Source organism: Endobacterium panacihumi, assembly GCF_050847465.1.
Classification (GTDB): Bacteria; Pseudomonadota; Alphaproteobacteria; order Rhizobiales; family Rhizobiaceae; genus Neorhizobium; species Neorhizobium panacihumi.
Window position 1 is genome coordinate 466,315 of record NZ_JBOZRA010000002.1, and the last position, 23,831, is coordinate 490,145.

A 23,831-nucleotide genomic window follows, 5' to 3' on the forward strand; every position below is an offset into this window, starting at 1 on the left:
GGCATCTGCGGATTGTTCGAAGCCGCCCGCCGATGCGGTGCACGATCTGCATGATCAGGAATAGGGAGCAGCTTTCGCCGCAGTGGTGGTGTGAAGCGCTCGTTGAAAGGTGACGCCATGGAAACCTCAGGCGACAACGTGATCCTTGAGATCAAGGACATGTCCAAGGAATTCGGGGCCGTGAAGGCGCTGAAGAACATGCAGCTTTCGGTGAAGCCGGGCCGTGTTCATACCATTCTCGGCGAAAATGGTGCCGGCAAATCGACGCTGATGAAGATTCTCGCGGGCGTCTACCAGCCCACGACGGGAACCATCATGCTCGACGGCCAGCCCTATGCGCCGACCAATCCGCAGGATGCCGCCAAGGCCGGCCTCACCATCGTGTTTCAGGAACTCAGTCTCTGCAACAACATGACCGTTGCGGAAAATATTCTGGCGACGCGCGAACCGTCGCGTGGTGGTTTCATCAATGACAAGGCGCTGGTGCGCAAGGCTGCCGAACTGGTCAAGGAACTCGGCCTGCCGGTCTCCGTCAGCGATCAGGTCGGCGACCTTTCGATCGCCCAACGCCAGTTGGTGGAAATCGCCAAAGGTCTCAGCATCGAAGCCAAGGTCGTCATTCTCGACGAGTCGACCTCCTCGCTCAGCGACAGCGAAGCCGAAATCCTGTTTGAGATCATCGGCCGCCTGAAGGCCAAGGGCGTTGCCATCATCTATATCTCGCACCGCATGGAAGAAATCATGCGCCTCAGCGACGACATCACCGTCGTGCGCGACGGCAGTTATATCACCACCCGTGACAAGACCGAGGTGACGATTGCCGAACTGATCGCGCTGATGGTCGGCCGCGACATGAACGAGATTTATCCGCCGCGCGATGTGCCCGCCCCGGCGCTGACCGAAAAGCCGGTTCTGGCCGTTAGTGGCCTATCGCGCGGTGAAGAGTTCGAAAGCGTATCCTTCGATGTCCGCCCCGGCGAAATTCTGGGCTTTTTCGGCCTGATCGGTTCCGGCCGCTCGGAGGTCATGAACACGCTGTTCGGCATGGCCAAGGCCTCTGCCGGCACGGTCGCCATCGACGGTGCGCAGGTAAAAATCACCTCGCCGGTCGAGGCCATCGAGCGCCGCATCGGTTTTGTCACCGAAAACCGCAAGGAAGAAGGTCTCGTGCTGAGCCACAGCGTCGAGAGCAATATTTCCATGGTGGCGCTGGATGGTTTTTCCAGCCTGTTCGGTTTCCTGAAACGCCGTCGCGAACGTGAAGCCGCCAATGCGGAAGTCGCGCGCCTCGCCATCAAGACGGCCTCGCTCGATACCATTGCCGGCTCGCTCTCTGGCGGCAACCAGCAAAAGATCGTGCTGGCCAAATGGCTGCTCACCAAACCAAAGATCCTCATCCTCGATGAGCCCACACGCGGCGTCGATGTCGGCGCCAAATTCGAAATCTACAAGATCATCCGCCAGCTGGCGGCGGAAGGCACGGCAATCCTGCTCGTGTCCTCCGAACTTCCGGAAGTCATCGGCATGAGCGACCGCGTCGTCGTCATGAGCGAAGGCAAGGTCACGGCAATTGCCGACCCTGACCAGATGACACCGGAAAAGATCATGCACTTTGCCACGGGATATGCATCATGAGTGACAAGAGCGCAGCCAGCGCCGCCTTCAAACAGGTCATGAAACAGTATGGCGGTATCTTTTTATCGCTGATCGTTCTGTGCGTGATTTTTTCCGTCACCAACGGCCGTTTCATGTCGGTGGCGAACTTTTTGAACATCCTGCAGCAGGTGTCGGTCATCGCCATTGCCGCCTTCGGCATGACATGGGTCATCCTGCTCGGTGAAATCGACCTGTCGATCGGTTCGATCATTGCCGTTGCCGGCATGGTCGGCGCCCAGTGTTTCGCCTTCGGCATGAGTTTTGTGCCGGCGCTGGTCCTGACGATTGCGGCCGGTGCGCTGCTCGGCCTCGCCAACGGCGTGCTGACGGCCAAATTCCTGCTACCGTCCTTCATCGTCACGGTGGCGACCATGGGCATCTATCGCGGCATGGTCAGCCTGCCGACCAACGGTGCCCCGGCGATGATCATGGAGCCGAGCTGGACCGCCATCGGTACCCAGAGTTTTATCGGCATCCCGATCGTCATCTGGGTCGTCGCCGTGCTGTTCCTGTTCAACCACATCCTGCTCAGCAAGACCAAGTTCGGCCGCCGCGCTTACCTTACCGGCGGCAACCGCGAGGCAGCCCTTTATTCCGGCATCAAGGTCGATCGCCTGAAGATCATCATCTTCATGATCTCCGGCGTGATGGCGGCGATCAGCGGTGTGCTTCTCTCCTCGCGCCTGTTTTCGGCGCAGACCAATGCCGGCATGAGCTACGAACTCGATGCCATCGCCGCGGCCGTTCTCGGCGGCACCAGCCTGGCCGGCGGTGTCGGCACCATGATCGGCACGCTGATCGGCGCGCTTATCATCGGCGTCCTCAACAACGGCATGAACATGCTGTCTGTGCCGTATTTCTACCAGCTCATCGTCAAGGGCCTCGTCATCCTCGTCGCCGTCTATCTCGACGTGCGGTCGAAACGCGCCAAGCAGTAATCATCAGAGCAGATACCCATGTCGAAAATTCTCACTATCGGCGAAATTCTGGTCGAAATCGTCGCCACCAATCGCGGCAACGGGTTTCGCGAAGCGGTGCCGCTGATCGGCCCGTTTCCTTCGGGCGCACCGGCCATCTTCATCGATCAGGTCGGCAAGCTCGGGCAGGACTGCGCCATCATCTCGCGCGTCGGTGACGACGATTTCGGTTGGGTCAACATCAAACGTCTGACGGAAGATGGTGTCGATGTTTCGGGCATCGACGTGCTGCCGCTCGGCACCACCGGCAGCGCCTTCGTGCGTTACCGGGAAGACGGCGGCCGCAATTTTGTTTTCAACATTCGCAACAGCGCCTGCGGCGAGATCGAACTGTCGGACAAGACGCTGGCCCTTATCGACACCTGCACGCATATGCATGTGATGGGTACGGCTCTGTACGCCCCGAGCGTCGTCACCAGCATCCTCACTGCCGTTGAGCGCATCAAGGCCGCTGGCGGCACCGTTTCCTTCGATCCCAACCTGCGCCCCGAAATTCTCGACAGCCCCGGCATGCGCGAAGCTCTGCAGACGGTGCTTTCCAAGACCGATCTGTTCATGCCGAGCGGCGAGGAACTTTTTCTGTTCGCCGAGGCGAAGTCGGAGAAGGAAGCCGTCGCCGAGCTGCTGGCCAAGGGCATCAAGGCCATCGTCGTCAAGCGCGGCGACAAGGGCGCCAGCTATTTCGACAAGGACACCCAGGTCGATCTGGGGAGCTACAAGGTCGAGGAAGTGGATCCGACCGGCGCCGGCGATTGTTTTGGCGCCACCTTCGTCACTTTCTGGCTGAAGGGCATGCATCCGGCCGAAGTGCTGCGATACGCCAATGCCTCCGGTGCCCGTGCCGTCACCAAGGCCGGCCCGATGGAAGGGGCCTCTACCCGCGCCGAACTCGACGCACTCATTCAAGCGCAAGGAAATGCCTGACATGCAAAAGAGCTATCTCACCGACATCGCCAACTGGCAGAACGGTTCGGGCGTCAAGGGCATTCCGTCGGTCTGCTCTGCGCATCCGCTGGTCATCGAAGCCTCCATGCTGCATGCCATGAAGCAGGATGCCTATCTGCTTGTCGAAGCCACCTGCAATCAGGTCAACCAGGATGGCGGTTATACCGGCATGACGCCTGCCGATTTCCGTGCCTTCGCGGAGGAGATCGCAAAGAAGGTCGGTTTCCCGATCGAAAGGCTCATCCTCGGCGGCGACCATCTCGGCCCGAACCCTTGGAAGAACCTGCCTTCCGATGAGGCGATGGCAAAGGCCTGCGTGATGATCGAAGCCTTTGCGCTGGCCGGATTCACAAAACTGCATCTCGACACCAGCATGGGCTGCGCCGGTGAGCCGGTTGCGCTTCCGGACGCACTGACGGCCGAGCGTGCAGCGCGTCTGGCGGCCGTCGCCGAAGCGGCGCTGAAGGGTTCGGATGGCGTCAAGCCGGTCTATATCGTCGGTACCGAAGTGCCGATCCCCGGCGGCGCCATGGAAGAGCTCGACGAACTCGAAGTCACCAAGCCGGAATCCGCGCGCGAAACCATCGCCGTGCATGCCAAGGCTTTCGAAGCCGCCGGAGTTTCTGATGCCTTTTCGCGCGTCGTCGGTGCCGTCGTGCAGCCGGGCGTGGAGTACGGCAATGAAAACGTCATCCCTTACGCACCGGAAAAAGCAAAGGTGCTGAGCGCGACGCTCTCCGACATGCCGGGCATGGTGTTCGAGGCCCATTCCACCGATTACCAGACCCGCGAAATGCTGCGCCAGCTGGTGCTGGATGGTTTTGCCATCCTGAAGGTCGGCCCCGGCCTCACCTTTGCGCTACGCGAAGCCTTTTATGGCCTCGACCAGATCGCCGAGTTCCTGTTTGCCGGCAAGCGTTCCGAAACGCTTGTCGCGACAATTGAGCGTGTGCTGACGGCGGATCCCAAAAACTGGGATAAATATTACCACGGTTCGGATGCTGAAAAGCACATCCAGCGCCATTTCAGCTACAGCGACCGTATTCGCTACTATTGGCCGCAGCCGGAAATAGACGTCGCTGTAAAGACCCTGTTCGAGCTTCTCGACGGTGTCGAAATCCCGGAAATGCTGATCAGCCAGTATCTGACCGGCGCCTATGTTTCGGTGCGTGACGGCAAGGTTCAGCCGAATGCGCGCGCACTGGCTCTTGCAGCCGTCGATCGTGTGCTGGAAGATTATTTCGAAGCCTGCCGCGCCTAAAAAGCGCGGCTTGCACGGACTCAGAAGTTTTGATTGAACTGCGTCCATAATTTAAATCGATTAGCAAAGCGGGTGGGACGCCAATGTCAGAGAAACCCATCAAGACGCCCATCAGAACGATGGAGGACTTTTCCGAGTTTGTCGGACTGTCCCGCCCGACCGTGTCCAAATATTTCAACGATCCGAATTCGGTGCGTGCCAAGACGCGCGGCCTGATCGAGGTGGCGCTGAAGGAAAGCGGTTTTCGGCCGAACATGTTCGCCGTCAATCTCAACCGCCGGCGCAGCAACATCATCGGCATCATCATTCCGAATTCGACCGACCCGTTCTACATGGCGCTCACCCGCCGCGTCGAACTGATCGCCAATGCCGCCGGTTTTCTCGCCTTCGTTCTTTCGTCGGATGGCAATGCCGAGATCGAGGCACGGGCCATCGAAACGCTGAAATCGATGAACGTCGCCGGCGCCATCATCGCGCCGCTTGGGGTGCAGTCGCAGCATGAGACGTTGAAAGCGCTCGGGGAATCCATCGCGCTGGTTTATGTGGACTCACCGCTGGACGAGACCTCTCCCTTCGTCGGCACCAACAACCGCCAGAGTTTTCAGCTCATCGTCGATTACCTCGTGCGCTCGGGTGAGCCGCCCTGTTATCTCGGCATGCCGCCGGTCAACACCAATGCGGCCACCCGCGAAACTGCCTATGCGGAAGCGATGCGGCAATTGAAAATGGAGCCCGTTATTCTGGAAACGGCCCATGACGGCAGCTGGGATTTTGAACGCTTCGGTTTTGAGGAAACCACCCGCTTCCTGAAAAGCGGCGGTTTTCCGACAAAAACCATTCTCTGCGCCAACGACCGCGTTGCCTTCGGCGCCATTTCGGCGGCCTACCAGCATGGTCTGAAGATCGGCCAATCTGCGGGCAGCGATATCCGCATCGCCGGTCATGACGACCATCCGCTGTCACGTTACGCCTGTCCGCCGATTACCACGGTGGCGCAGAACTATAACGAGATCGGCCGTCTGGCGATGGATCTGTTGTTCCGCAAGCTCGATGAGCTGGAGGGCGCCGACGTAACGAGCGAAAGCGAACGTATCTTGCTCAATGCGGAAATCATGCTGCGGGAATCGGCCTGAGGAGAGAGCGGTTTACGGGCGCGTACCGATCAGCCGCTCATATTCCTTTTCGCATTCGCCATAAACGTCGTGGGCAAAGGCTTCCAGCGCGCCCCGGTCTCGCACGATGATAACGCCACGTTCGGAATAGATCAGCTTCTTGCCTTCCAGCATGTGAAGCGCGGTGGTCACGCTCGGGCGGCGCACGGCCAGCATGATGGACAGGAATTCATGGGTCAGGCTGATCTCGTTGCCATCGGTGCGGTCGTGGCACATCAGGATCCAGCGAGCCAGACGCTCGTCGATATGGTGAACGGCGTTGGACAGCGCCGTGTAGGCGCTCTGCACGGCCAGCGCCTGCGCATAACGCGCCAGCAGTGCTTGCAGGTCGCGATCCTCGTGGAGGAGCCTTTGCAGCGCCTCGCAAGAAATACGATAGGCTTCGCCCTGAACCTGCATGAAGATCGAATAGGGGTCATGGCCAGCATCGAGCACCAGCGAAGCCGGTGTCATTCCGTCGCGTCCGATCACGCCGATTTCGGTCTGCTGGCCCTCCGGAGATCGGGCAACGATAGAGGCAATGCCTGCTTCCGGAAAATAGGCGTAAGGACAGGCTTCATTAGGTTTGGACAGTTCGAAAGCGCGTGGCAACTCAACCCATTCGAGCGAATGACTCAGTTGGGCAAAACTATTGGCGGACATCAATCGGAGCAGATTGTTCCGAACCATGTCTTGCCGAATCTCGCCCATCAAACATTCCCGAATGCAGTGCTCTCCGAAACGGCGACTGCCCTTCGTTGGTTCCATCTATGGTCATAGAATCCGGCAGGCAACCCGGCAAAACAGCTCGGTACGGTAGCGGACACAAACAGATTATCGTCATTGAGAACGTTACATTAGTTCTCAACCTCAAATCGGCCGAGCTTATGCCTGTTCCCATGAACCGACCTGTCCTGCTTCTCGAAGACCAGCCGCTGATCGCGCTTGATCTGGAAGACCTGCTGCTGGGGGCTGGAATGCGGGAAGTGATATGCCTTCGATCGGTGGAGGAAGGAATCGTCTGGCTCAAGGAAGCCTCTCCCTCCGTCATCATTGTCGACTATCATCTGAGCGACGGTGCCAGTCTCTCCATTCTTGAACTGGCGAAAGAAAGGCGCATTCCCTGCGTCGTCCATTCTGCCGTGTCCATGCCGGAAGACGCCGATCGAACCCTGATTGAAGGCATGTCATGGCTCGACAAGCCAAGCGATCCCGAAATTTTCGTCAAAGCGGTGCTCGCCGCGGCGCAGCAGTCGGCCTCCGGTGCCTGACGCGGGATTTCACCGCGCGCGAAAATCACCCAGCAGCCGCGCATATTCCTTTTCGCTGGTACCGTAGGCGTCGGCAGCAAAAACCTCCAACGCCTGCCGATCACGTACGATGATGGTCGCACGGTGTGAATAGATCAGTTTGTTGCCCTCCAGCACATGCAGTGCCGTCGTCACGCTCGGCCGACGCACTGCCAGCATGATCGACAGGAATTCGTGGGTGAGCGACATCTCGTCGCCGCCCAGTCGATCGTGACACATCAGCACCCAGCGGGCCAACCGTTCATCGACGGAATGCACTGCGTTGGAAAGCGCCGTGGTTGCCGCCTGCGCCGCAAAAACCTGCGCCCAGCGCAGCAGCAACCGGTGTAGGTGTGGACGTTCATCCATTATTTCGATGAGTTTGGTGCGCAGGATACGCTGGCCGCGACCATCGACCTGCATCACCACACGGTAGGGATTGCTGGTGGCGCCCAGCACAGCTGAGGCCGGACTCATGCCTTCGCGGCCAAAAACGCCGATTTCCGTCTGGTGGCCTTCGGGCGAGACGATGACGGTGGAGCCGATGCCGTCGGTCGGGAAATAGCAGTAGACCGTCTCCTCTCCCGGCAAGGAAAGCTCCAGCTTCTGCGGAAGCGCAATGTCTTCCAGCCACGGCCGGATGGCATCGAAATCCTCGGGGCTAAGAGAGGCGAGAAGGCGGTTGGGGGTGGCCATCATGTCTGTCCCTGTTCCCGGCCGGGTGGCCAGCGAATGGTGTCTGGATCGTACAACGCATCAGGTTCAGTTCCGTGCCATGGCGGAAAGCGTGGTTTTTTCCGGTTCAAGACCACTCATGCCGTGTGAAATTTGTCCCTGGCAAATGCCGCATCAGATTGCGGCAGGGTTGGCATGGCGGTTGGCGTTTCTACATGTAGTCAATCCTGCGACAGAAATTTTCCCGCCCTGACCACGCAGGAGACGATTTACACTTGGACATATGTCCAAGCGGGAGAATATTTTAGGGTGCGATGCAGCATCCTTTTGTGGCGTTTGCGAGTTTTCATCAGTTGGCCGTTATCGTGCTTTCCCCATAAGCGATCGGTAGATTCAGGATTCCCCATGACGAACGTACTTGACCAGCAGGCGCTCGATACGCTGTTTTTCTCCGCGCGGTCCCAGAACGGTTGGTTGCCCGGCGAGGTGTCGGACGAGACACTGAAAAAGCTCTACGACCTGGTCAGGGTGGGGCCGACTTCGGCGAATTGTTCACCGGCGCGTTTTGTCTTTATCAAGGGCGCCGCTGCCAAAGAGCGGCTGAGGCCGGCTTTGTCGTCCGGCAATCTCGAAAAGACGCTGGCGGCGCCGGTGACGGTTATCGCCGCTTACGATGCCGCGTTTTATGAGAAGCTGCCACAGCTTTTCCCGCATGCGGATGCCCGCAGCTGGTTTACATCAAGCCCCGCGGCAGCGGAGGAAACGGCCTTTCGCAACGGCACTTTGCAGGCCGGCTATCTTATCCTCGCGGCTCGCGCGCTGGGTCTCGATACCGGCCCGATGTCCGGCTTCGACAAGGCCAAGGTGGATACCGAATTTTTCCCGGGCACGGCGTGGAAGTCCAATTTCCTGATCAATCTCGGTCACGGCGATCCGGCAAAGGTATTTGCGCGTTTGCCGCGTCTCGATTTTGCAGATGCCTGCGAGATTCTCGGAGAATGAGCATGCAAGGCCAAGCCCTCTCACAATCGATCGACGGAACCGAGGACGTTCGCCGCGAAGAATACCGTAACGCCATGGCAAAACTTGGCGCCGCCGTTCATATCGTCACGACATCAGGCGTCGCCGGCCGTGCCGGCTTCGCCGCAACGGCTGTCTGCAGTGTTTCCGACAATCCACCCACACTGCTCGTCTGTCTCAACAAGACGTCGAGCGCCTATTGGCCGGTCAAGGGAAATGGGACGCTTTGCGTCAATGTCCTGTCTTCGGAGCATCAGGAACTCAGCCGCCTGTTCGGTGGTAAAACCCCGGTTGACGAGCGCTTTGCCGGCGCGACATGGACGGAGTTGCCAAGCGGCGGCCTGGCGCTTGATGGCGCGCTCGCTTCGTTCGGTTGTGAAATCACCTCGGTGGCCGATGGTCACAGCCATGATATTCTCATTTGCCGTGTCATCGAGACGCAGGTGAGCAATGGCGGCAAGGCGCTGATCTATCTCAATCGCGATTATCACACGGTGTGATCAGCCGTCGAAGCCGAGGCTTTTCGAGGCCGTCTGTCCCGCCTCCAGAAGTATCCGCACATAAGTGGATTTGCGGGTCGGATCGAACCGGAACAGCGGAAACGAGATGCTGATCGCGGCGATCGATTTGCCGAGATGATCGCGGACCGGCACCGCCATGCAGCGCACGCCGGCCTCACTTTCCTCGACCTCCTCCGAATAACCATCCTCGCGAATACGGCTCAGTTGGTCGCGCAGTGCCTCGACATCCGTGATGGTCTTGGGTGCCATCTTTTCGAACGTCATTTTTGAAAGGCGATCGGTTATCTCGGTCTCGTCGCGAAAAGCCAGAAGAGCCTTGCCGAGCGATGTGCTGTGCAGAGGGTTGCGTTTGCCGAGCGGCGAATTCATGGAGAGGTTATAGGCGCTGTCGTATTTGTGGATATAGGCGACGCGCTGTTCGCGCTCATCCATCACGCCGAGGTTGATGGCTTCCCCCGTCTCCCGTGACAAGAAACCCATGGCGCGATCGGCGACCTGGAGGAGGTGCGTCTGGCCGCGCAACGTGCGTGCGCCAAGGCCGAACAATTTCAGCGTCAGCCGGTATTTGTCGGTTTCTTCTTCCTGTTCCACATAGCCGAGATCGACCATGGTCTGCAGCAGCCGATGCGTGGTGGCCTTGGATGTCATGGCGTGCTGGGCGATATCGGCGAGACTGGAGCGCCCGTCGTCCGCGAGGGTTTCCAGCACCGAAAAGACTTTCAGCACCGCAGCCACATTGTCGGGTTTGTTGCGAGAAGCGTCGGACATCACTCGTTCCAAAAAATATGAAACCACATTCTGAAATTCTTTGCATGTGCTGTCAAGTCGCACTGTTTTGATGCCAAAACCCCTAAAAATCGAATGTTTCTTTGCAAACGTACAGAAAATACGAAAGGCTATTGCATTTCATTTTTTTGTATGGTTCCTTTTTAAAAATGAAATCGCATTCCGATTTCTTGCCGGACGAGGAGGTCCGGCCACTTGGAGGGGGTACTGCTTTGACGATGCATGCGCTGTTGCGACAGAAGGATTATGTGGCGCCCCGACAAGAGGTGGTGGGCCTGATCCGGCGGCTTGCCGACAATCTCGTCGCAATCGAGGACAAGACAGGCGAATTTCTGCTGCGGCTGGAAGATGGCCGGGTGATCGACACCAAAGGCTGGGCCGGTTGGGAATGGACCCACGGCATCGGGCTTTACGGCCTCTTCAATTACTGGCAGCAGACCGGCGACCAGAAGGTTCTCGATATCATCACCTCTTGGTTCGATGCGCGTCTTGCCGAAGGCACGCCCACCAAAAACGTTAATACCGTATGCCCATTCCTCACGCTTGCCTGCCTGTATGAACTCAACCCCAACCCGATCTGGAAGCCCTATCTCGAAAGATGGGCCGAATGGGTTATGCATGAAATGCCGCGTACCAGCGAAGGCGGCTTGCAGCACATCGTTTACAACAACATCAATCATCAGCAGATGTGGGACGACACGCTGATGATGAGCGTCATGCCGCTCGCCAAGATCGGGCTTCTGCTCAATCGCCCGGATTATGTGGAAGAGGCAAAATACCAGTTTCTCATCCACACGCAGTATCTGGCCGATCGCAAGACCGGCCTGTGGTTCCACGGGTGGACATTCGACGGCAATCATAATTTTGCAAATGCCCTTTGGGCGCGCGGCAATTCCTGGGTCACGATTGCAATCCCGGAATTTCTGGACCTGCTCGAACTGCCGGAGGGAGACGCCTTCCGCCGCCACCTGATCTCGACACTGAAGCGCCAGGCGGAAACGCTTGCTGAATTGCAGTCGTCCTCAGGCCTCTGGCACACGCTCATCAATGATCCGCAGAGTTATGTCGAATCCTCTGCCGCCGCCGGTTTCGGTTACGGGCTGATGAAGGCGGTGCGTAAACGATATCTCGGGCCGGAATATCTACAGGTCGCGGAACGTGCAGTTCAGGGCGTGATCGGCCATATCGATGCCGCCGGCGAATTGCAGAACACCTCATTCGGTACCGCCATGGGGGCGGATCTCGATTATTACCGCCAGATCAAGCTGACGGCGATGCCTTACGGGCAGGCGATGGCGATCCTCTGCCTGTCGGAATATCTGCGTTCCTACATCTGACGACCGTCCCGGTTTGCCGGGTTTCCATGATCTTTTGAAACGTCCCGGTGATCGCGCCGGGCCGAAGCGATTTGCCTTATTCAGGAGAATAAAACCATGTCCGCGAACCCCGTGACCGCGATCCAGCCGGCCGGTGCGACTGCTCTCGATCACAATATGCCGGACAAGCTGCAATGGCTGTCGGCTGATGAGGCTTCGAGATGAGCGGCGACCATCGTCTCCTCGGCTTCTGGTATGTATTGCCATACCTGATAGGCCTCCTGATCTTCACGGCCATCCCGTTTCTCGGCTCACTCTACCTGTCCTTTACCGATTACCGGCTGATGCAGGACATCAATTTCATCGGACTGGAAAACTACACCGACATTCTCACCAGCGACCGCACTTTTACGCGGTCCTTCAACGTGACGATGCTGTATGTACTGATCACGGTCCCGCTGAAACTTGCCTTCGCGCTCTTTATCGCCGGGATCCTGAATTCCAGGCTCAAGGGTATCGGCTTTTTCCGCACCGCCTATTACGTGCCGTCCATTCTCGGCGGCTCCATCGCGGTGGCGGTGCTGTGGCGCTACATGTTCGCCGATACCGGCCTCATCAACATGATGCTGACATCGATCGGTTTGGAAGCCATCAACTGGTTCGGCAATCCCGGCACGGCTCTTTTCACCATCACGCTTCTGCGCCTTTGGCAGTTCGGATCGGCCATGGTCATCTTCCTCGCGGCGTTGCAGTCCATCGACAAGTCGCTTTACGAAGCCGCCGCCATTGATGGCGCAAAGCCATGGCGTGCCTTCTTCGCCATCACCCTGCCGCTGCTGACGCCAGTCATCTTCTTCAACCTGATCATGCAGATGGTTCAGGCCTTTCAGGAGTTCAACGGTCCTTACGTCATCACCCAGGGTGGGCCGCTGAAATCCACGTATCTGCTGCCACTGTATATCTACGAGATGGCCTTCAAGAAATTCGACATGGGTTATGCCTCGGCTATCGCCTGGGTGCTGTTCGTCGTCATCATGGTGCTGACGCTCGTCGCCTTCTGGTCGTCGAAGCACTGGGTCTATTACGCCGGCGACAAGAGGAGCTGACCATGAGCGACAGTATCATTCACTCCAACAAGGCGATCGAGGATGCGGAAAAGTTCCTGGCCGTGCAGCAGCGCCGCCAGACCATTTCACTCGCCATCCGTTATACGATCCTGACCGTCGTTGGCCTGATCATGCTCTATCCGCTGATCTGGCTGATCGGTGCGAGCTTCAAGACCAATACGGAAATCTTCGCTGGCGCCGGTTTCATGCCGGTCCACCCGACCACGGATGGTTACGCCGAAGGCTGGCAGACCTCGACGCCTTACACGTTCGGTCGGTTCTTCTGGAACACGTTCCTGATCATTGCGCCGAAGACGATCTTTACGGTGATTTCGTGCACGGTGGTCGCTTATGGCTTCGCCCGGTTCGAGTTTCCCGGCAAAAAGATCCTGTTTGCGACTGTCATCGCCACGCTGCTTTTGCCGAATGTCGTCACCCGTATTCCGCAATATCTGCTGTTTCGCGATCTCGGCTGGCTGGATACCTATCTTCCGCTCTGGGTTCCGTCCGCGCTGGCCGGCGATGCCTTCTTCGTCTTCATGCTGCTGCAGTTCCTGCGCGCCATTCCGCGCGACATGGAAGAGGCAGCCCGCGTCGATGGTGCCAACAGTTTTCAGACACTGATTTATGTGGTGGTGCCGATGCTGGTGCCGGCAATGATTTCGGTCGCGCTGTTCCAGTTCATGTGGACGATGAACGATTTCCTCGGCCCGCTGATCTACATCTCCTCGGTCGACAAATTCCCCGTTTCTCTGGCGCTGAAACTGTCGATCGATACCGCCGAATCGTTCGAGTGGAACCGCATCCTTGCCATGTCGGTGCTCACGCTTCTGCCGTCGCTGGTGGTGTTCTTCCTGTCGCAAAAATACTTCGTCGAAGGCATTTCGGCCGGCGGCGTGAAGGGATAATTCAATGGCTCAACTTTCCATCCGCAACCTGGAAAAGGTCTATAGCGGGACACTGAAGGCGCTGCACGGCATCAATCTCGACGTCAACGACGGTGAGTTCATGGTGCTGGTTGGCCCATCCGGCTGCGCCAAATCCACGACACTGCGCATGATCGCGGGTCTGGAAACGGTCTCCGGTGGTCACATCACGATCGGGGAAAAGGTCGTCAACAATCTGCCCCCGGGTGATCGCGGTATCGCCATGGTGTTCCAGAATTATGCGCTTTATCCGCATATGAAGGTGCGCAAGAACCTCTCATTCGGCCTGAAACTGGCTGGTGAGAAAAAGGATGAGATCGCGCGTCGCGTTCAGGAAGTGGCGGAAGTTCTCGAAATCGAGCCCTTGCTCGACCGTCTGCCAAAGCAACTGTCCGGTGGTCAGGCGCAGCGCGTGGCGCTGGGGCGTGCGCTGATCAAGAAGCCGGAAGTCTTTCTGTTCGACGAGCCGCTTTCCAACCTCGATGCCAAGCTGCGCGCCTCCATGCGCGTGCGCATCACCGATCTGCATCGCCGCCTGAAGGAACAGGGCCAATCATCCACCGTGGTTTACGTCACCCATGATCAGGTCGAGGCGATGACCATGGGCGACCGTATCTGCGTCATGAAGGATGGCCGCATCATGCAGGTTGCTGATCCCGAAACGCTCTATGCCCGTCCGGAAAACGCCTTCGTCGCCGGCTTCATCGGCATGCCGGAAATGAATCTTGTCGATGCCACTTTGAGCCGGGGTGAGAGTGGTCCCGTGGTTGCCTTCGGTGACCAGTCCATACAGTTCGGCGCTAATCTCGCCGGGCGCCTTGTGGCCGGCACCGCCGGTGAGGTCACGTTCGGTGTTCGTCCGCAGCATTTTCGTCTGGCCGGCCCGGGTGAGGATGCGCTTGCAGCCAAAGTCATCAAAGCGGATTTTCTTGGCCATGAGGTTGACGTGCATATCACCATTGGCGGCCAGCGTTTTACCGTCGTTTTGCCGGTTGAGGATTTCCGCAAGGCCGCCGTGGATGGCGTCATACGTATTCGCCCGGAAGAGGAACGGGTCTTTGTTTTCGATCGTGCAAGCGGTCAGAACGTCAGCCTCGCCTGAGGGCGCAGCCGGCGAAAATGTCACCGATGCAGTGTTTCAGGAGGGAAACGCATCATGAGCAAGAAATCGATACTGGCAGCATTGTCTCTTTCGCTGGCGACATCCGTGGTCGCCACAAATGTCGCCTCGGCGGCAGATCTGCGCATGTCGTGGTGGGGCGGCGATGGCCGCCATGTCGCCACCCAGAAGGCGCTGGAATATTGCACCACCAAGACCGGCCACAGGGTCAAGGCCGAGTTCGCCGGCTTTGAAGGTTACCTCGAAAAGCTGACGACGCAGATGGCCGGCAGCACCGAGGCGGATATCATTCAGGTCGACTGGCCCTGGCTGTTTCAGTTCTCGAAGGAAGGTGACGGCTTCGCCGATCTCAAGCAGTTGTCCGGCGATCTCGATCTGAGCCAGTGGAACGAAAGCCAGCTGGCACCCGCGATGATCGAAGGCAAGCTCAACGGCGTGCCCGTCTCGGTGACTGGTGCGACTTATTATTTCAGTGACGAGATCTATAAGAAGGCCGGGCTGGAAGCGCCGAAAAGCTGGGAAGACCTCGCTGCCGCCGCCAAGAAGATGAACCCCGAAGGGCTTTATCCGTTCGATAGCACGCGCGTCATCCTGATGCTGATGATCGAAGCGTTTGCTGCGCAGATTTCCGGCCAGGAATTCGTCAAGCCCGGCACCAATGAACTTGCCTGGACGGCAGAAGACATTGCCGGCGCACTGAAACATTACCAGTGGATGGTCGATAACGGTATCGTGCGGTCCGCCAAGGACGCTGCCGGGGTCGGCAATGTCGAAATCTTCGATGACCCGGCGTGGATATCGGGCAAGATCGGCGGCACCTATTTCTGGGATTCTACCTATTCGAAATATGACGATCCGCTGACGGTTGGCAAACTTGTGCCGTCGGCTCCCTTGAAGATAGAAGGCGCGAAGTCCGATGGCGTTTACAAAAAGCCGTCCATGGTCTTCTCCATCTCGAAACATTCGAAGGATCCGAAAGCCGCAGCCCAGGTCGTCAACTGCCTGCTGAACGACAAGGATGCCATCCTGATCCTCGGGGACAGCCGTGGTCTTCCGGCATCCGCCATCGCCAAGGCGACGCTGGAAGCCGCTGGCAAACTGACGCCCGAACGTCTGGATGGCGCAAAGATCGTCGCGGAGGCCTCTGGCCCGGTTATGTCACCGTTGATCGAGCACCCATCCGTGCAGGAAGTGTTCAAGGATGTCATCGAACAGTTCGCCTATGGCCAGTTGACGGCCGAAGAGGCTGGCGAAGAGATGATCGACGGCTTGAACAAAGCGTTGCGCCGCTTGTAATCATGATGATGGCCCATGCCGTAAAGGCATGGGCCATTTTCAGATGGTCAGGCCTCGTGATCGGTCTGGTAACGCGTACGCCGCTCGAACAGGCGTTGACGATAACGCTCCTGGCTGGCGGAGAGATGACCCCGCATGGCGTCGCGCGCCGCGGGCGCATCACCGGCCGAAATGGCATTCAGGATTGCCAGATGTTCCCGCTGCAATCCCACCTGATACGCAAACGACAGAACGTCCTCGGTGGCGTAAGGCGAGGTCACGTCGCAGGGAATGGTGCGGCTGCCGAGCGAATCCAGCACTTCGACGTAAAACGCGTTGTTGGTCGCTTCCGCGATCGCCCGATGAAAAGCGAAGTCGGCAGCACCTGTCGGCTGACCACGTTTCAGCAGGTGCTCGAATTCGAAGAACCGCTCCTGAATCTGGGCTTCCTGTGAGGCGCTGCGACGCGTGGCCGCCAGCGCCGCACTTTCCATTTCAAGCGCGATTCGCACCTCCAGAACATTCAGTGCATGCGAGATATTGCCCGACGAATCCTTCGCCGCGATTGCTATGGATGCTGCCGAAGGCTGGTGCCCCAGCACAAAAATGCCGGCGCCCTGTCGCGTCTCCACCAGCCCATCCGCCACGAGCGTCGCGATTGCCTCGCGAACGACCGTGCGGCTGACATCGAAATTATCGGCCAGTTGAGTTTCCGTCGGCAGCTTATGGCCGATGTCCACCTGACCGGACAGAAAGTCCTGCCGCAAGGATACAACAATCCGGTCGGACAGTTTTTGCCGTCGTACCGTGCCCGATTCCCTCACACTGGATGCTGTCTCAGAGTTTTTCATCCGGCCTGTTTCAAACGAAATTATACAAATTCATGACAGTGATAGCACGATTTGTTTGCGAAGGCTCATATCGTTGCCGGATTTTTTCTGCTCATCAATCATGCTGAGATGCAAGGTTTCCATAAAGAACCCGATATAGCAAACGGCAATTTCTGACTGCCAGCTGTTGTATGCGTTTCGTCAATATGTATGATGACTTTAAACAAGGAGTTTTGGGAGATAACATGAGTCACACCGATTACACCAATCGCTTCGCCATCGATCCGATGACGGCTGCCGGCTTCAATACGGCGCAACTGCGTGACCATTTCCTGCTGCCGCCGCTGTTCGTGGAAGGCCGCATCCAGCTCAACTATACCAATTACGACCGCATGATCGTCGGCGGTGCGATGCCGACATCCTCGCCGCTCGAACTGGAAACCATCAAGCCGGCCGGCACCGATGCCCTTCTCGCCCGCCGCGAACTGATTGCCGTCAATATCGGTGGTGCAGGCTCGGTCACTGTGGACGGTGAAAAGTTCGCTGCCGGCACGCGTGACATGGTCTATGCTGGTCTGGGCTCGTCCGTGACCTTCGCGTCTGACGATGCAGCTAACCCTGCAAAGTTCTATCTGCTCAGCGCACCTGCGCATTTCAAACATCCGTCCAAGCATATCGGCATCAACGATGCCAAGCGCATCGATCTCGGCGCCCAGGCCACCAGCAACGAACGTTCAATCTTCCAGTTCATCCACCCGGAAGGTGCCAAGACCTGCCAGCTCGTCGTCGGCATGACCACGCTTGCCGAGGGGTCTGTCTGGAACACCATGCCCTGCCACATCCATGACCGCCGCATGGAGGCCTATCTCTATTTCGACCTGCCGGAAAAGGCGCGCGTCATCCACCTGATGGGCGAGCCGGACGAAACTCGCCACCTGATCGTCAAGAACGAAGAGGCGATCCTGTCGCCAGGCTGGTCGATCCATTCGGGTGCGGGCACGTCCAGCTACACGTTCATCTGGGCCATGGCCGGCGACAATGTCGATTACACCGATGTCGATCCGGTCGCCATCGAAGACCTGAAGTGAGGGGTGGTCATGTCCTCCAGTGATCTTTTCGTCTCGGCGGAAGGTGCCGAATGGGTAAGCCCGGAACCGGGCGTTACCCGCCGTATCATGACCTATCTGCCGGAAATGATGATGGTTGAAGTGGTGTTCGAGGCCGGTGCTATCGGTGCGAAACATAACCACCCGCATATCCAGGCCAGCTATGTCGCGGAAGGCGCGTTTGAAGTCACCATCGACGGGCGCACCGAAACGCTTACCAAGGGCGGCAGCTTCATCGTGCCGCCGGATCTGGTGCACGGCGTCAAGGCGCTGGAAGCCGGCCGGCTGATCGACGTGTTTACGCCACATCGTGCCGAATTCCTGAAGTGAGGGTGTGAATGACCTTGTTCGATCTTTCCGGCCAGGTGGCCGTTGTCACCGGCACTAACACCGGCATTGGTCAGGCGATCGCGATTGCGCTCGCTGAAGCCGGCGCTTCCATCGTTGCCGTCGGCCGTTCGTCGATGGATGAAACCGAGGCGGCGGTCAAAAACGCCGGCACCGGTTTTCATGTCATCAAGGCCGATCTCGGCACGATCGAGCCGGTGAAAGGCATCGTGTCGGAGACGATTGCCACCTTCGGAAAGCTCGATATTCTGGTCAACAATGCCGGCATCATCCGCAGGGCTGATGCCGTCGATTTCACCGAGGAAGACTGGGACGCCGTCATCGATGTCAATCTGAAGACGGCGTTCTTTCTCTCGCAGGCGGCGGGTCGCCATATGCTGGAGCGCGGCAGTGGCAAAATCATCAATATCGCGTCACTGTTGTCCTTTCAGGGTGGCATCCGCATCCCGTCCTACACCGCCTCGAAAAGCGGTCTGGCGGGCCTGACCAAGCTGCTCGCCTGCGAATGGGCGGGCAAGGGCGTCAACGTCAACGCCATCGCGCCCGGCTATTTCTCGACCAACAACACGACGGCGCTGCGCGAGGACCCGGACCGCAACGAGGCCATTCTGGCGCGTATCCCGGCCGGCCGCTGGGGCACGCCGTCCGAACTCGGCGGTGCGGCGGTGTTTCTGGCGTCGAAGGCGTCGGATTACGTGCATGGCACGGTCCTGCCGGTTGATGGTGGCTGGCTGGCGCGCTGAGTTTTTGAAGCGGTAGATCTCTATCTTCCGTCATTCCTGTGCTCGTCACAGGAATCCAGCCAGCCCAAGTCCTTGGGCTGGAAAGACTTTTTTGACGCGCAGACGCGCGTCTGCTGGATCCCCGCCACAAGGGCGAGGATGACGGAGGAGAGGGATGCCGCGGCGCCCCCTTACTTCCTCAGGATGCCTGCAAATTCCTTGCCCGCGCCACCCATGCAGCGCCCTCTTGCGCATGGTGAAAACCATTGGCAAGCGGCGCTGACGGATAGACCTGCTGCAGTTTGGCAATCGCCTCATCCGCGCCCATCACTCCATCCAGTACGGCGCGATAGAGTTTTGCCACCTCCACCATATCGCAATCCTGGGGGGACAGGCGGAAAGAGCGCACACCGGCTGCCATCAGGTCGTTGAGTTCGCCGAGCAAGGATTGGCAGGCATGCGACACCGTCTGCACGCCGTTCAGTGTGAGAAACGATTGCCGATCCAGAGTTTTGACTGGCAGCCCGTCCGGTTCCTCGCCGCAGACGAACAGACAATTGTCCTTGATCCGGCCTTTGGAACGGGCATGCGCACACCGTGCCGAGATGGCCAGCGGCATGCGGCCGAACGTAAACACCTCGAAGTCGATCTCGGGACAATGAGCGACGATTTCCTTCACGGACGCGAAGGAGAGTTCCGGCGGCAGGCAGATCGTTTTGGCGCCGCGACCGGCGAGCAGGCGTGCAGTGGGTGCGTTATAGACATTGATCAGCGGGCTGACCGTATGCGGCTTGTCCTTCAGCACTGCCAGCGCCGAAAGGTCGTTGGCTTCCAGCATGTGGTCGCTCTCCGCTGCCATTTCGCGGATCTGCTTGCTTTCGCGCGCCAGCGTCACCAGTGAAAGCGTGGAGAACACCACTTCCTTGCCGGCGCTCTCGAGCCGCTCCACCACTTCGGCCAGATGCGGCTCGATAAAGTGCTGGCGTTTGGAGCAGACGGTCTCGCCGATCAAAACCCGGTCGATTGCCGCCTCATCGGCGATGCGGAAATGGAAATCGCGCCACTTGGCGGCGTCCCACAGGTAATAGACCGGACCAAGCGTTAGGCCCGGGCGTTGTTTCTCCGTCATCGCATTATCTCCAGCGTTTTTCGTAGGCGCCGGACGTGGTTTTTTGTCCTTCGCTCATGGTGCGCAGCCGTGAAAGCAGGGCGGCGCGGCGCTCCGGCGGGCTGTTAACGGCGGCCTTCATCACCTTTACCACCTCGGCGACATAGGCCTTGCCGCGCTGCCGTCCCTCGATCTTCAGCGCACTCACGCCCGCAGCTTTCAGCGCTTCCAGTTCGCCCATCACGTCGAGAGACACCGGGTCTTCGAAGGCATAGCCCTTGGCATCGGCGATATCGAAACGACCCTTGCACAGCGTGGGATAACCCGCGGCTTCGCCTTCCGGAAAGCGGTTGATGGTGAAAGCGCCGAGTTCCGACACGAGATCGCGACCATCCTTGCGGTAGCGCACATGGCTTGCCGGCGAACAGACGCCGTTCATGTTGGGCGATTTGCCGGTGGCATAGGACGAGAGCGAACAGCGGCCTTCCGCCATCACGCACAATCCGCCGAACACGAACACTTCCATTTCGCAACGGATGGATTTGCCGATGCGGGCAATGTCGGCGATCGTCAGCGTGCGTGGCAGAACCACGCGCTGGGCATTAAAGGTATCGACGAGAAAATTGATCGCATCCGGGTTTGAAGCCGATGCCTGCACCGAGACATGCAGGCGTTGTTGCGGATATCTTTCGGCCACATGCGCCATCAGGCCGAAATCGGCAAGGATGAGAGCGTCCGCGCCCATGGCAACCGCATCGGCCGCGCCCCGGTACCAGATCTCTTCGCTGCCCGCGCGCATAAATGTGTTGAGCGCCACAAAGGTCTGTACCCCCTTTTTCCTGGCGTAAGCGATGGCGTCGCGCAGTTCCTCTCGCGAAAAATTCAGGCCGGGAAAGTTGCGGGCGTTTGTTTCGTCGCGAAAGCCGCAATAAACGGCATCGGCTCCGGCATCCACGGCTTCGTGGAAGGCAGCCGGCGTGCCGGCGGGACAGATCAGTTCCATGATGCGGCTTCTCCCCGAAGAGCGCGGTTACGGATTTCTCCAATCACCCGGCCGGCCATCGGCGCAAACGGGCCGGCAAGCCGGGCGAGGTCCTTTGAAAGGTCGATATTGCTGGCATCGAGCGCGTTGCGCATGGCGAGCATCGCCTCCATGTCACCGGTGACGGAAAGATCGCGCGAAAAGAACAGCGCATCGGCATCGCAACGCCCTTCCATCAGCGCCAGCAACATGAACAGCGGCGCTTCCGTCACCGCGTCGGCCCGAACAGCGGACGTTTTGCGCGATACGGAAACGCTGTCTTTGGAGGGCTCGACCACGAAGGCGAGCGGCACATCTGTCGGCAGGAAGGCGAAACGTTTCGCCTTATGCTCCCCCAGTCGCTCGAAAAGTCCCGGATGAGCCGTGCCGATGCGCTTGAACATCAGGCGGCAGATGCGCTCGATGACGACAAGCGGAATGGCGTTGAGGGGGCGGGTGAGAAGGGGAGGGATGAGTTGCATTTGCGTCGGACGTCTCCGGATCATTTCGCGCAAAGGCTAACGACCGCAGCGCAACATCGTTTTGAGCTAGAACAAAGACGGGAGCAAAATCCCCGGTCAAAGAAGGGGATGCATCAAAATCCAACTCCGCTCCGCTATCGCGATCTGCAGCATTTTGCGCTGGAGCTGGAACGCCGCGGACTGCTGAAGCGTATTTCCGGGCCGGTTAGCCTTGTGCATGAGGTGACGGAAATCCATCGCCGCGTCCTGCATGCCGGCGGTCCGGCCTTGTGGTTCGAAAGGCCGGTGGATGCAGATGGAAATGTCTCCACGATCCCCTTGCTGGCCAATCTCTTCGGCACCCGCGAGCGTATCGAGCTGGGTTTTGGGCTTGAGCCGGGAAAGATCGGCGACCTCGCCAAATTGCTGGGTGATCTGCGCGAGCCGCGTCCCCCAGCTTCACTGAAGGATGCGCTGGGCAAGTTGCCGATGCTGCAATCCGCCCTGTCCCTGGGTGTGCGCCAAGTCGGATCCGCCCCCTGTCAGGAACTGGTCTTGCGCGGTGACAATATTGATCTCGCCGGGCTGCCGATTCAATGGTGCTGGCCCGGCGAACCGGCCCCTCTTGTCACGTGGCCGCTCATCGTCACGCGCAGCCATGACGATCTCTCAGACGTCAATCTCGGCGTTTACCGCATGCAAAAGCTTGGGGCCAACCGGTTGATCATGCGCTGGCTTGCCCATCGTGGCGGCGCAAAACATCACCGCGAATGGCAGAGGAACGGCAAGGATACGCCCGTCGCCGTGGTGATCGGCTCGGATCCGCAGACCATTCTGTCCGCCGTCATGCCTTTGCCGGAAGGTATGAGCGAACTGGCCTTTGCCGGTGTTTTGCGTCGTCGCCGCAGCCGCGTCGTCAAGGCCGTCAGCCAGCCACTTCTCGTGCCGGCTAACGCGGAAATCGTCATCGAAGGCACGGTGTCGGCAACGGAGTTGGCGGATGAGGGGCCTTATGGCGATCACACCGGTTATTACAATGCCGTCGATCGTTTTCCTGTGATGACGGTGACGGCCATCACCATGCGCAAAAGGCCGGTCTATCTCTCCACCTATACCGGCCGCCCGCCAGATGAACCTTCGGTGCTTGGCGAGGCGATGAACGAACTGTTCGTGCCTCTCGTCAAAAAACAGTTTCCGGAGATCGTCGATCTGTGGCTGCCGCCGGAAGCCTGTTCCTACCGCGCAATCGTGGTATCGATCGACAAGCGTTATGCCGGTCAGGCGCGGCGCATCATGCTCGGCCTATGGTCCATGCTGCCGCAGTTTTCCTATACGAAACTCATCATCGCCGTTGATCCCGATGTCGATGTCCGAAGCTGGCCGGATGTGATGTGGGCGCTGGCGACCCGTTTCGATGCCTCGCGAGACATGGTGGTACTGACCGATACGCCGATCGACTACCTCGATTTTGCCTCTCCCAAACCCGGTCTCGGCGGCAAGCTGGGGCTGGATGCCACCAACAAGATCGGTCCGGAAACGGACCGCGAATGGGGCAAGGTGCTCTCCATGACGCCGGAGGTCGAAGAAAAGGTTTCGGCCATCTGGCAAGAACTCGGGCTGGATTTGCCGTCATGATCGCACCGAAAAAACGCGTGGTTCTCGGCGTCTCGGGTGCATCCGGTGCAGCGATCGCCTTGCGCGCCGGTGAGCTTTTAGCGGATCTGCCGGACGTGGAGCTGCATCTCGTCGTCTCGGAGGCTGCAACCCGCACGTTCCTGCAGGAGGTCGGGCCGGATGCGCTTGTTCGTTTGATCGACCTCTGCCACCATCACCACCCCATTGAGGATATCGGCGCGTCCCTCGCCAGCGGCTCCTTTCGCACGGCGGGCATGATCGTTGCTCCCTGTTCGATGCGTACACTCGCCGGCATCGCCACCGGTGTTGCCGACAACCTTCTCGTCCGCGCTGCTGATGTACATTTGAAAGAACGTCGGCCGCTCATTCTGCTTGCGCGCGAAACACCGCTTCATCTTGGTCACTTGCGCAACATGGTTTCGGTAACCGAGATGGGGGGCACGATCATGCCGCCTGTGCCGGCATTCTATCACCGGCCTGAAAGCGTGATGGATATCGTCGAGCATATCGCCCGGCGCGCCATCGATCTTCTGCGTCTGGATGATCGGTCGCTCGCAAGGGAATGGCGGGGCTAGG

25 protein-coding genes are annotated in these 23,831 nt (G+C 58.8%); 18 read left to right on the forward strand and 7 right to left on the reverse strand.

From position 1 onward, the window contains the following. Positions 1-117: 117 nt before the first annotated feature. From ACRQ1B_RS13960 to ACRQ1B_RS13980, 5 genes are all read left to right on the forward strand, one after another. Positions 118-1,635 carry a sugar ABC transporter ATP-binding protein gene (locus tag ACRQ1B_RS13960; protein WP_432294286.1) on the forward strand — a complete coding sequence of 506 codons (1,518 nt, stop codon included), beginning with the start codon at positions 118-120 and terminating at the stop codon, positions 1,633-1,635. Then, positions 1,632-2,594 carry an ABC transporter permease gene (locus ACRQ1B_RS13965; RefSeq protein WP_432294287.1) on the forward strand — a complete coding sequence of 321 codons (963 nt, stop codon included), beginning with the start codon at positions 1,632-1,634 and terminating at the stop codon, positions 2,592-2,594. Before ACRQ1B_RS13960 ends, ACRQ1B_RS13965 begins: the two co-directional genes overlap by 4 nt. Positions 2,595-2,612: 18 nt before the next feature. Beyond that, positions 2,613-3,557 (forward strand): tagatose kinase, encoded by a 945-nt coding sequence (locus ACRQ1B_RS13970; protein WP_432294288.1) that lies wholly within the window; start codon positions 2,613-2,615, stop codon positions 3,555-3,557. 1 nt (position 3,558) lies between these two features. Continuing rightward, a complete protein-coding gene (locus tag ACRQ1B_RS13975) occupies positions 3,559-4,839 on the forward strand; it encodes a D-tagatose-bisphosphate aldolase, class II, non-catalytic subunit (protein WP_432294290.1) in 1,281 nt (426 codons plus the stop codon). 119 nt (positions 4,840-4,958) lie between these two features. Continuing rightward, positions 4,959-5,972 (forward strand): LacI family DNA-binding transcriptional regulator, encoded by a 1,014-nt coding sequence (locus ACRQ1B_RS13980; protein ID WP_432294611.1) that lies wholly within the window; start codon positions 4,959-4,961, stop codon positions 5,970-5,972. Positions 5,973-5,984: 12 nt separating this feature from the next. Here the strand turns inward: ACRQ1B_RS13980 and ACRQ1B_RS13985 are convergent, their stop codons facing one another. Then, a complete protein-coding gene (locus ACRQ1B_RS13985; protein ID WP_432294291.1) occupies positions 5,985-6,701 on the reverse strand; it encodes a Crp/Fnr family transcriptional regulator in 717 nt (238 codons plus the stop codon). Positions 6,702-6,760: 59 nt separating this feature from the next. Between ACRQ1B_RS13985 and ACRQ1B_RS13990 the strand changes: the two genes are divergently transcribed. Continuing rightward, positions 6,761-7,261 carry a response regulator gene (locus ACRQ1B_RS13990; RefSeq protein WP_432294292.1) on the forward strand — a complete coding sequence of 167 codons (501 nt, stop codon included), beginning with the start codon at positions 6,761-6,763 and terminating at the stop codon, positions 7,259-7,261. Positions 7,262-7,270: 9 nt separating this feature from the next. On the opposite strand, the gene ACRQ1B_RS13995 is transcribed toward ACRQ1B_RS13990, so the two are convergent. Further along, a complete protein-coding gene (locus ACRQ1B_RS13995) occupies positions 7,271-7,978 on the reverse strand; it encodes a Crp/Fnr family transcriptional regulator (protein WP_432294293.1) in 708 nt (235 codons plus the stop codon). A gap of 381 nt (positions 7,979-8,359) precedes the next feature. On the opposite strand from ACRQ1B_RS13995, the gene ACRQ1B_RS14000 reads away from it, so the two are divergent. Both ACRQ1B_RS14000 and ACRQ1B_RS14005 read left to right on the forward strand, forming a co-directional pair. Then, complete coding sequence (locus ACRQ1B_RS14000) at positions 8,360-8,956, forward strand: malonic semialdehyde reductase (protein ID WP_432294294.1); 597 nt, start codon at positions 8,360-8,362, stop codon at positions 8,954-8,956. Further along, on the forward strand, positions 8,953-9,474 hold the full coding sequence (locus tag ACRQ1B_RS14005; protein WP_432294295.1) for a flavin reductase: 522 nt from the start codon (positions 8,953-8,955) through the stop codon (positions 9,472-9,474). Before ACRQ1B_RS14000 ends, ACRQ1B_RS14005 begins: the two co-directional genes overlap by 4 nt. Here the strand turns inward: ACRQ1B_RS14005 and kdgR are convergent, their stop codons facing one another. Then, positions 9,475-10,263 carry a DNA-binding transcriptional regulator KdgR gene (kdgR, locus tag ACRQ1B_RS14010; RefSeq protein WP_432294296.1) on the reverse strand — a complete coding sequence of 263 codons (789 nt, stop codon included), beginning with the start codon at positions 10,261-10,263 and terminating at the stop codon, positions 9,475-9,477. It lies immediately after the preceding gene. 236 nt (positions 10,264-10,499) lie between these two features. On the opposite strand from kdgR, the gene bglB reads away from it, so the two are divergent. The 5 genes from bglB (at position 10,500) to ACRQ1B_RS14035 (ending at position 16,045) form a co-directional block, all read left to right on the forward strand. Beyond that, a complete protein-coding gene (gene bglB / locus ACRQ1B_RS14015; protein ID WP_432294612.1) occupies positions 10,500-11,618 on the forward strand; it encodes a beta-galactosidase BglB in 1,119 nt (372 codons plus the stop codon). Positions 11,619-11,818: 200 nt separating this feature from the next. Next, positions 11,819-12,703 carry a carbohydrate ABC transporter permease gene (locus tag ACRQ1B_RS14020; RefSeq protein WP_432294298.1) on the forward strand — a complete coding sequence of 295 codons (885 nt, stop codon included), beginning with the start codon at positions 11,819-11,821 and terminating at the stop codon, positions 12,701-12,703. Between the two features lie 2 nt (positions 12,704-12,705). Continuing rightward, positions 12,706-13,611 carry a carbohydrate ABC transporter permease gene (locus ACRQ1B_RS14025; protein WP_432294299.1) on the forward strand — a complete coding sequence of 302 codons (906 nt, stop codon included), beginning with the start codon at positions 12,706-12,708 and terminating at the stop codon, positions 13,609-13,611. A gap of 4 nt (positions 13,612-13,615) precedes the next feature. Continuing rightward, positions 13,616-14,731 (forward strand): ABC transporter ATP-binding protein, encoded by a 1,116-nt coding sequence (locus ACRQ1B_RS14030; protein WP_432294300.1) that lies wholly within the window; start codon positions 13,616-13,618, stop codon positions 14,729-14,731. A 54-nt stretch (positions 14,732-14,785) separates the two neighbouring features. Further along, positions 14,786-16,045, forward strand: a complete 1,260-nt coding sequence (locus ACRQ1B_RS14035; protein WP_432294301.1) for an ABC transporter substrate-binding protein — start codon at positions 14,786-14,788, stop codon at positions 16,043-16,045. A 47-nt stretch (positions 16,046-16,092) separates the two neighbouring features. On the opposite strand, the gene ACRQ1B_RS14040 is transcribed toward ACRQ1B_RS14035, so the two are convergent. Continuing rightward, a complete protein-coding gene (locus tag ACRQ1B_RS14040; protein ID WP_432294302.1) occupies positions 16,093-16,875 on the reverse strand; it encodes a FadR/GntR family transcriptional regulator in 783 nt (260 codons plus the stop codon). A 224-nt stretch (positions 16,876-17,099) separates the two neighbouring features. On the opposite strand from ACRQ1B_RS14040, the gene kduI reads away from it, so the two are divergent. From kduI to kduD, 3 genes are read left to right on the forward strand one after another with little or no spacing between them, the layout of a single operon-like run. Continuing rightward, positions 17,100-17,942, forward strand: coding sequence for a 5-dehydro-4-deoxy-D-glucuronate isomerase (gene kduI / locus ACRQ1B_RS14045; RefSeq protein ID WP_432294303.1), 843 nt, complete (start codon positions 17,100-17,102; stop codon positions 17,940-17,942). A 9-nt stretch (positions 17,943-17,951) separates the two neighbouring features. Beyond that, positions 17,952-18,290: a cupin domain-containing protein gene (locus ACRQ1B_RS14050; protein WP_432294305.1), complete on the forward strand. Its 339-nt coding sequence runs from the start codon at positions 17,952-17,954 to the stop codon at positions 18,288-18,290. Positions 18,291-18,298: 8 nt separating this feature from the next. Next, positions 18,299-19,051, forward strand: coding sequence for a 2-dehydro-3-deoxy-D-gluconate 5-dehydrogenase KduD (gene kduD / locus ACRQ1B_RS14055; RefSeq protein ID WP_432294306.1), 753 nt, complete (start codon positions 18,299-18,301; stop codon positions 19,049-19,051). Positions 19,052-19,229: 178 nt separating this feature from the next. Here kduD and ubiV read toward each other — a convergent pair whose 3' ends face one another. The 3 genes from ubiV to ubiT are packed head-to-tail and all read right to left on the reverse strand — an operon-like array spanning position 19,230 to position 21,641. Continuing rightward, entirely contained in the window at positions 19,230-20,159 is a 930-nt protein-coding gene (gene ubiV / locus ACRQ1B_RS14060) for a ubiquinone anaerobic biosynthesis protein UbiV (protein ID WP_432294307.1), read from the reverse strand. A gap of 4 nt (positions 20,160-20,163) precedes the next feature. Continuing rightward, positions 20,164-21,141 (reverse strand): ubiquinone anaerobic biosynthesis protein UbiU, encoded by a 978-nt coding sequence (ubiU, locus tag ACRQ1B_RS14065; RefSeq protein ID WP_432294308.1) that lies wholly within the window; start codon positions 21,139-21,141, stop codon positions 20,164-20,166. Next, positions 21,132-21,641 (reverse strand): ubiquinone anaerobic biosynthesis accessory factor UbiT, encoded by a 510-nt coding sequence (ubiT, locus tag ACRQ1B_RS14070; protein ID WP_432294309.1) that lies wholly within the window; start codon positions 21,639-21,641, stop codon positions 21,132-21,134. Before ubiT ends, ubiU begins: the two co-directional genes overlap by 10 nt. 108 nt (positions 21,642-21,749) lie before the next feature. On the opposite strand from ubiT, the gene ACRQ1B_RS14075 reads away from it, so the two are divergent. Continuing rightward, positions 21,750-23,255, forward strand: coding sequence for a UbiD family decarboxylase (locus ACRQ1B_RS14075; RefSeq protein ID WP_432294310.1), 1,506 nt, complete (start codon positions 21,750-21,752; stop codon positions 23,253-23,255). Next, positions 23,252-23,830, forward strand: coding sequence for a UbiX family flavin prenyltransferase (locus ACRQ1B_RS14080; protein ID WP_432294311.1), 579 nt, complete (start codon positions 23,252-23,254; stop codon positions 23,828-23,830). Before ACRQ1B_RS14075 ends, ACRQ1B_RS14080 begins: the two co-directional genes overlap by 4 nt. Position 23,831 lies beyond the last annotated feature (1 nt).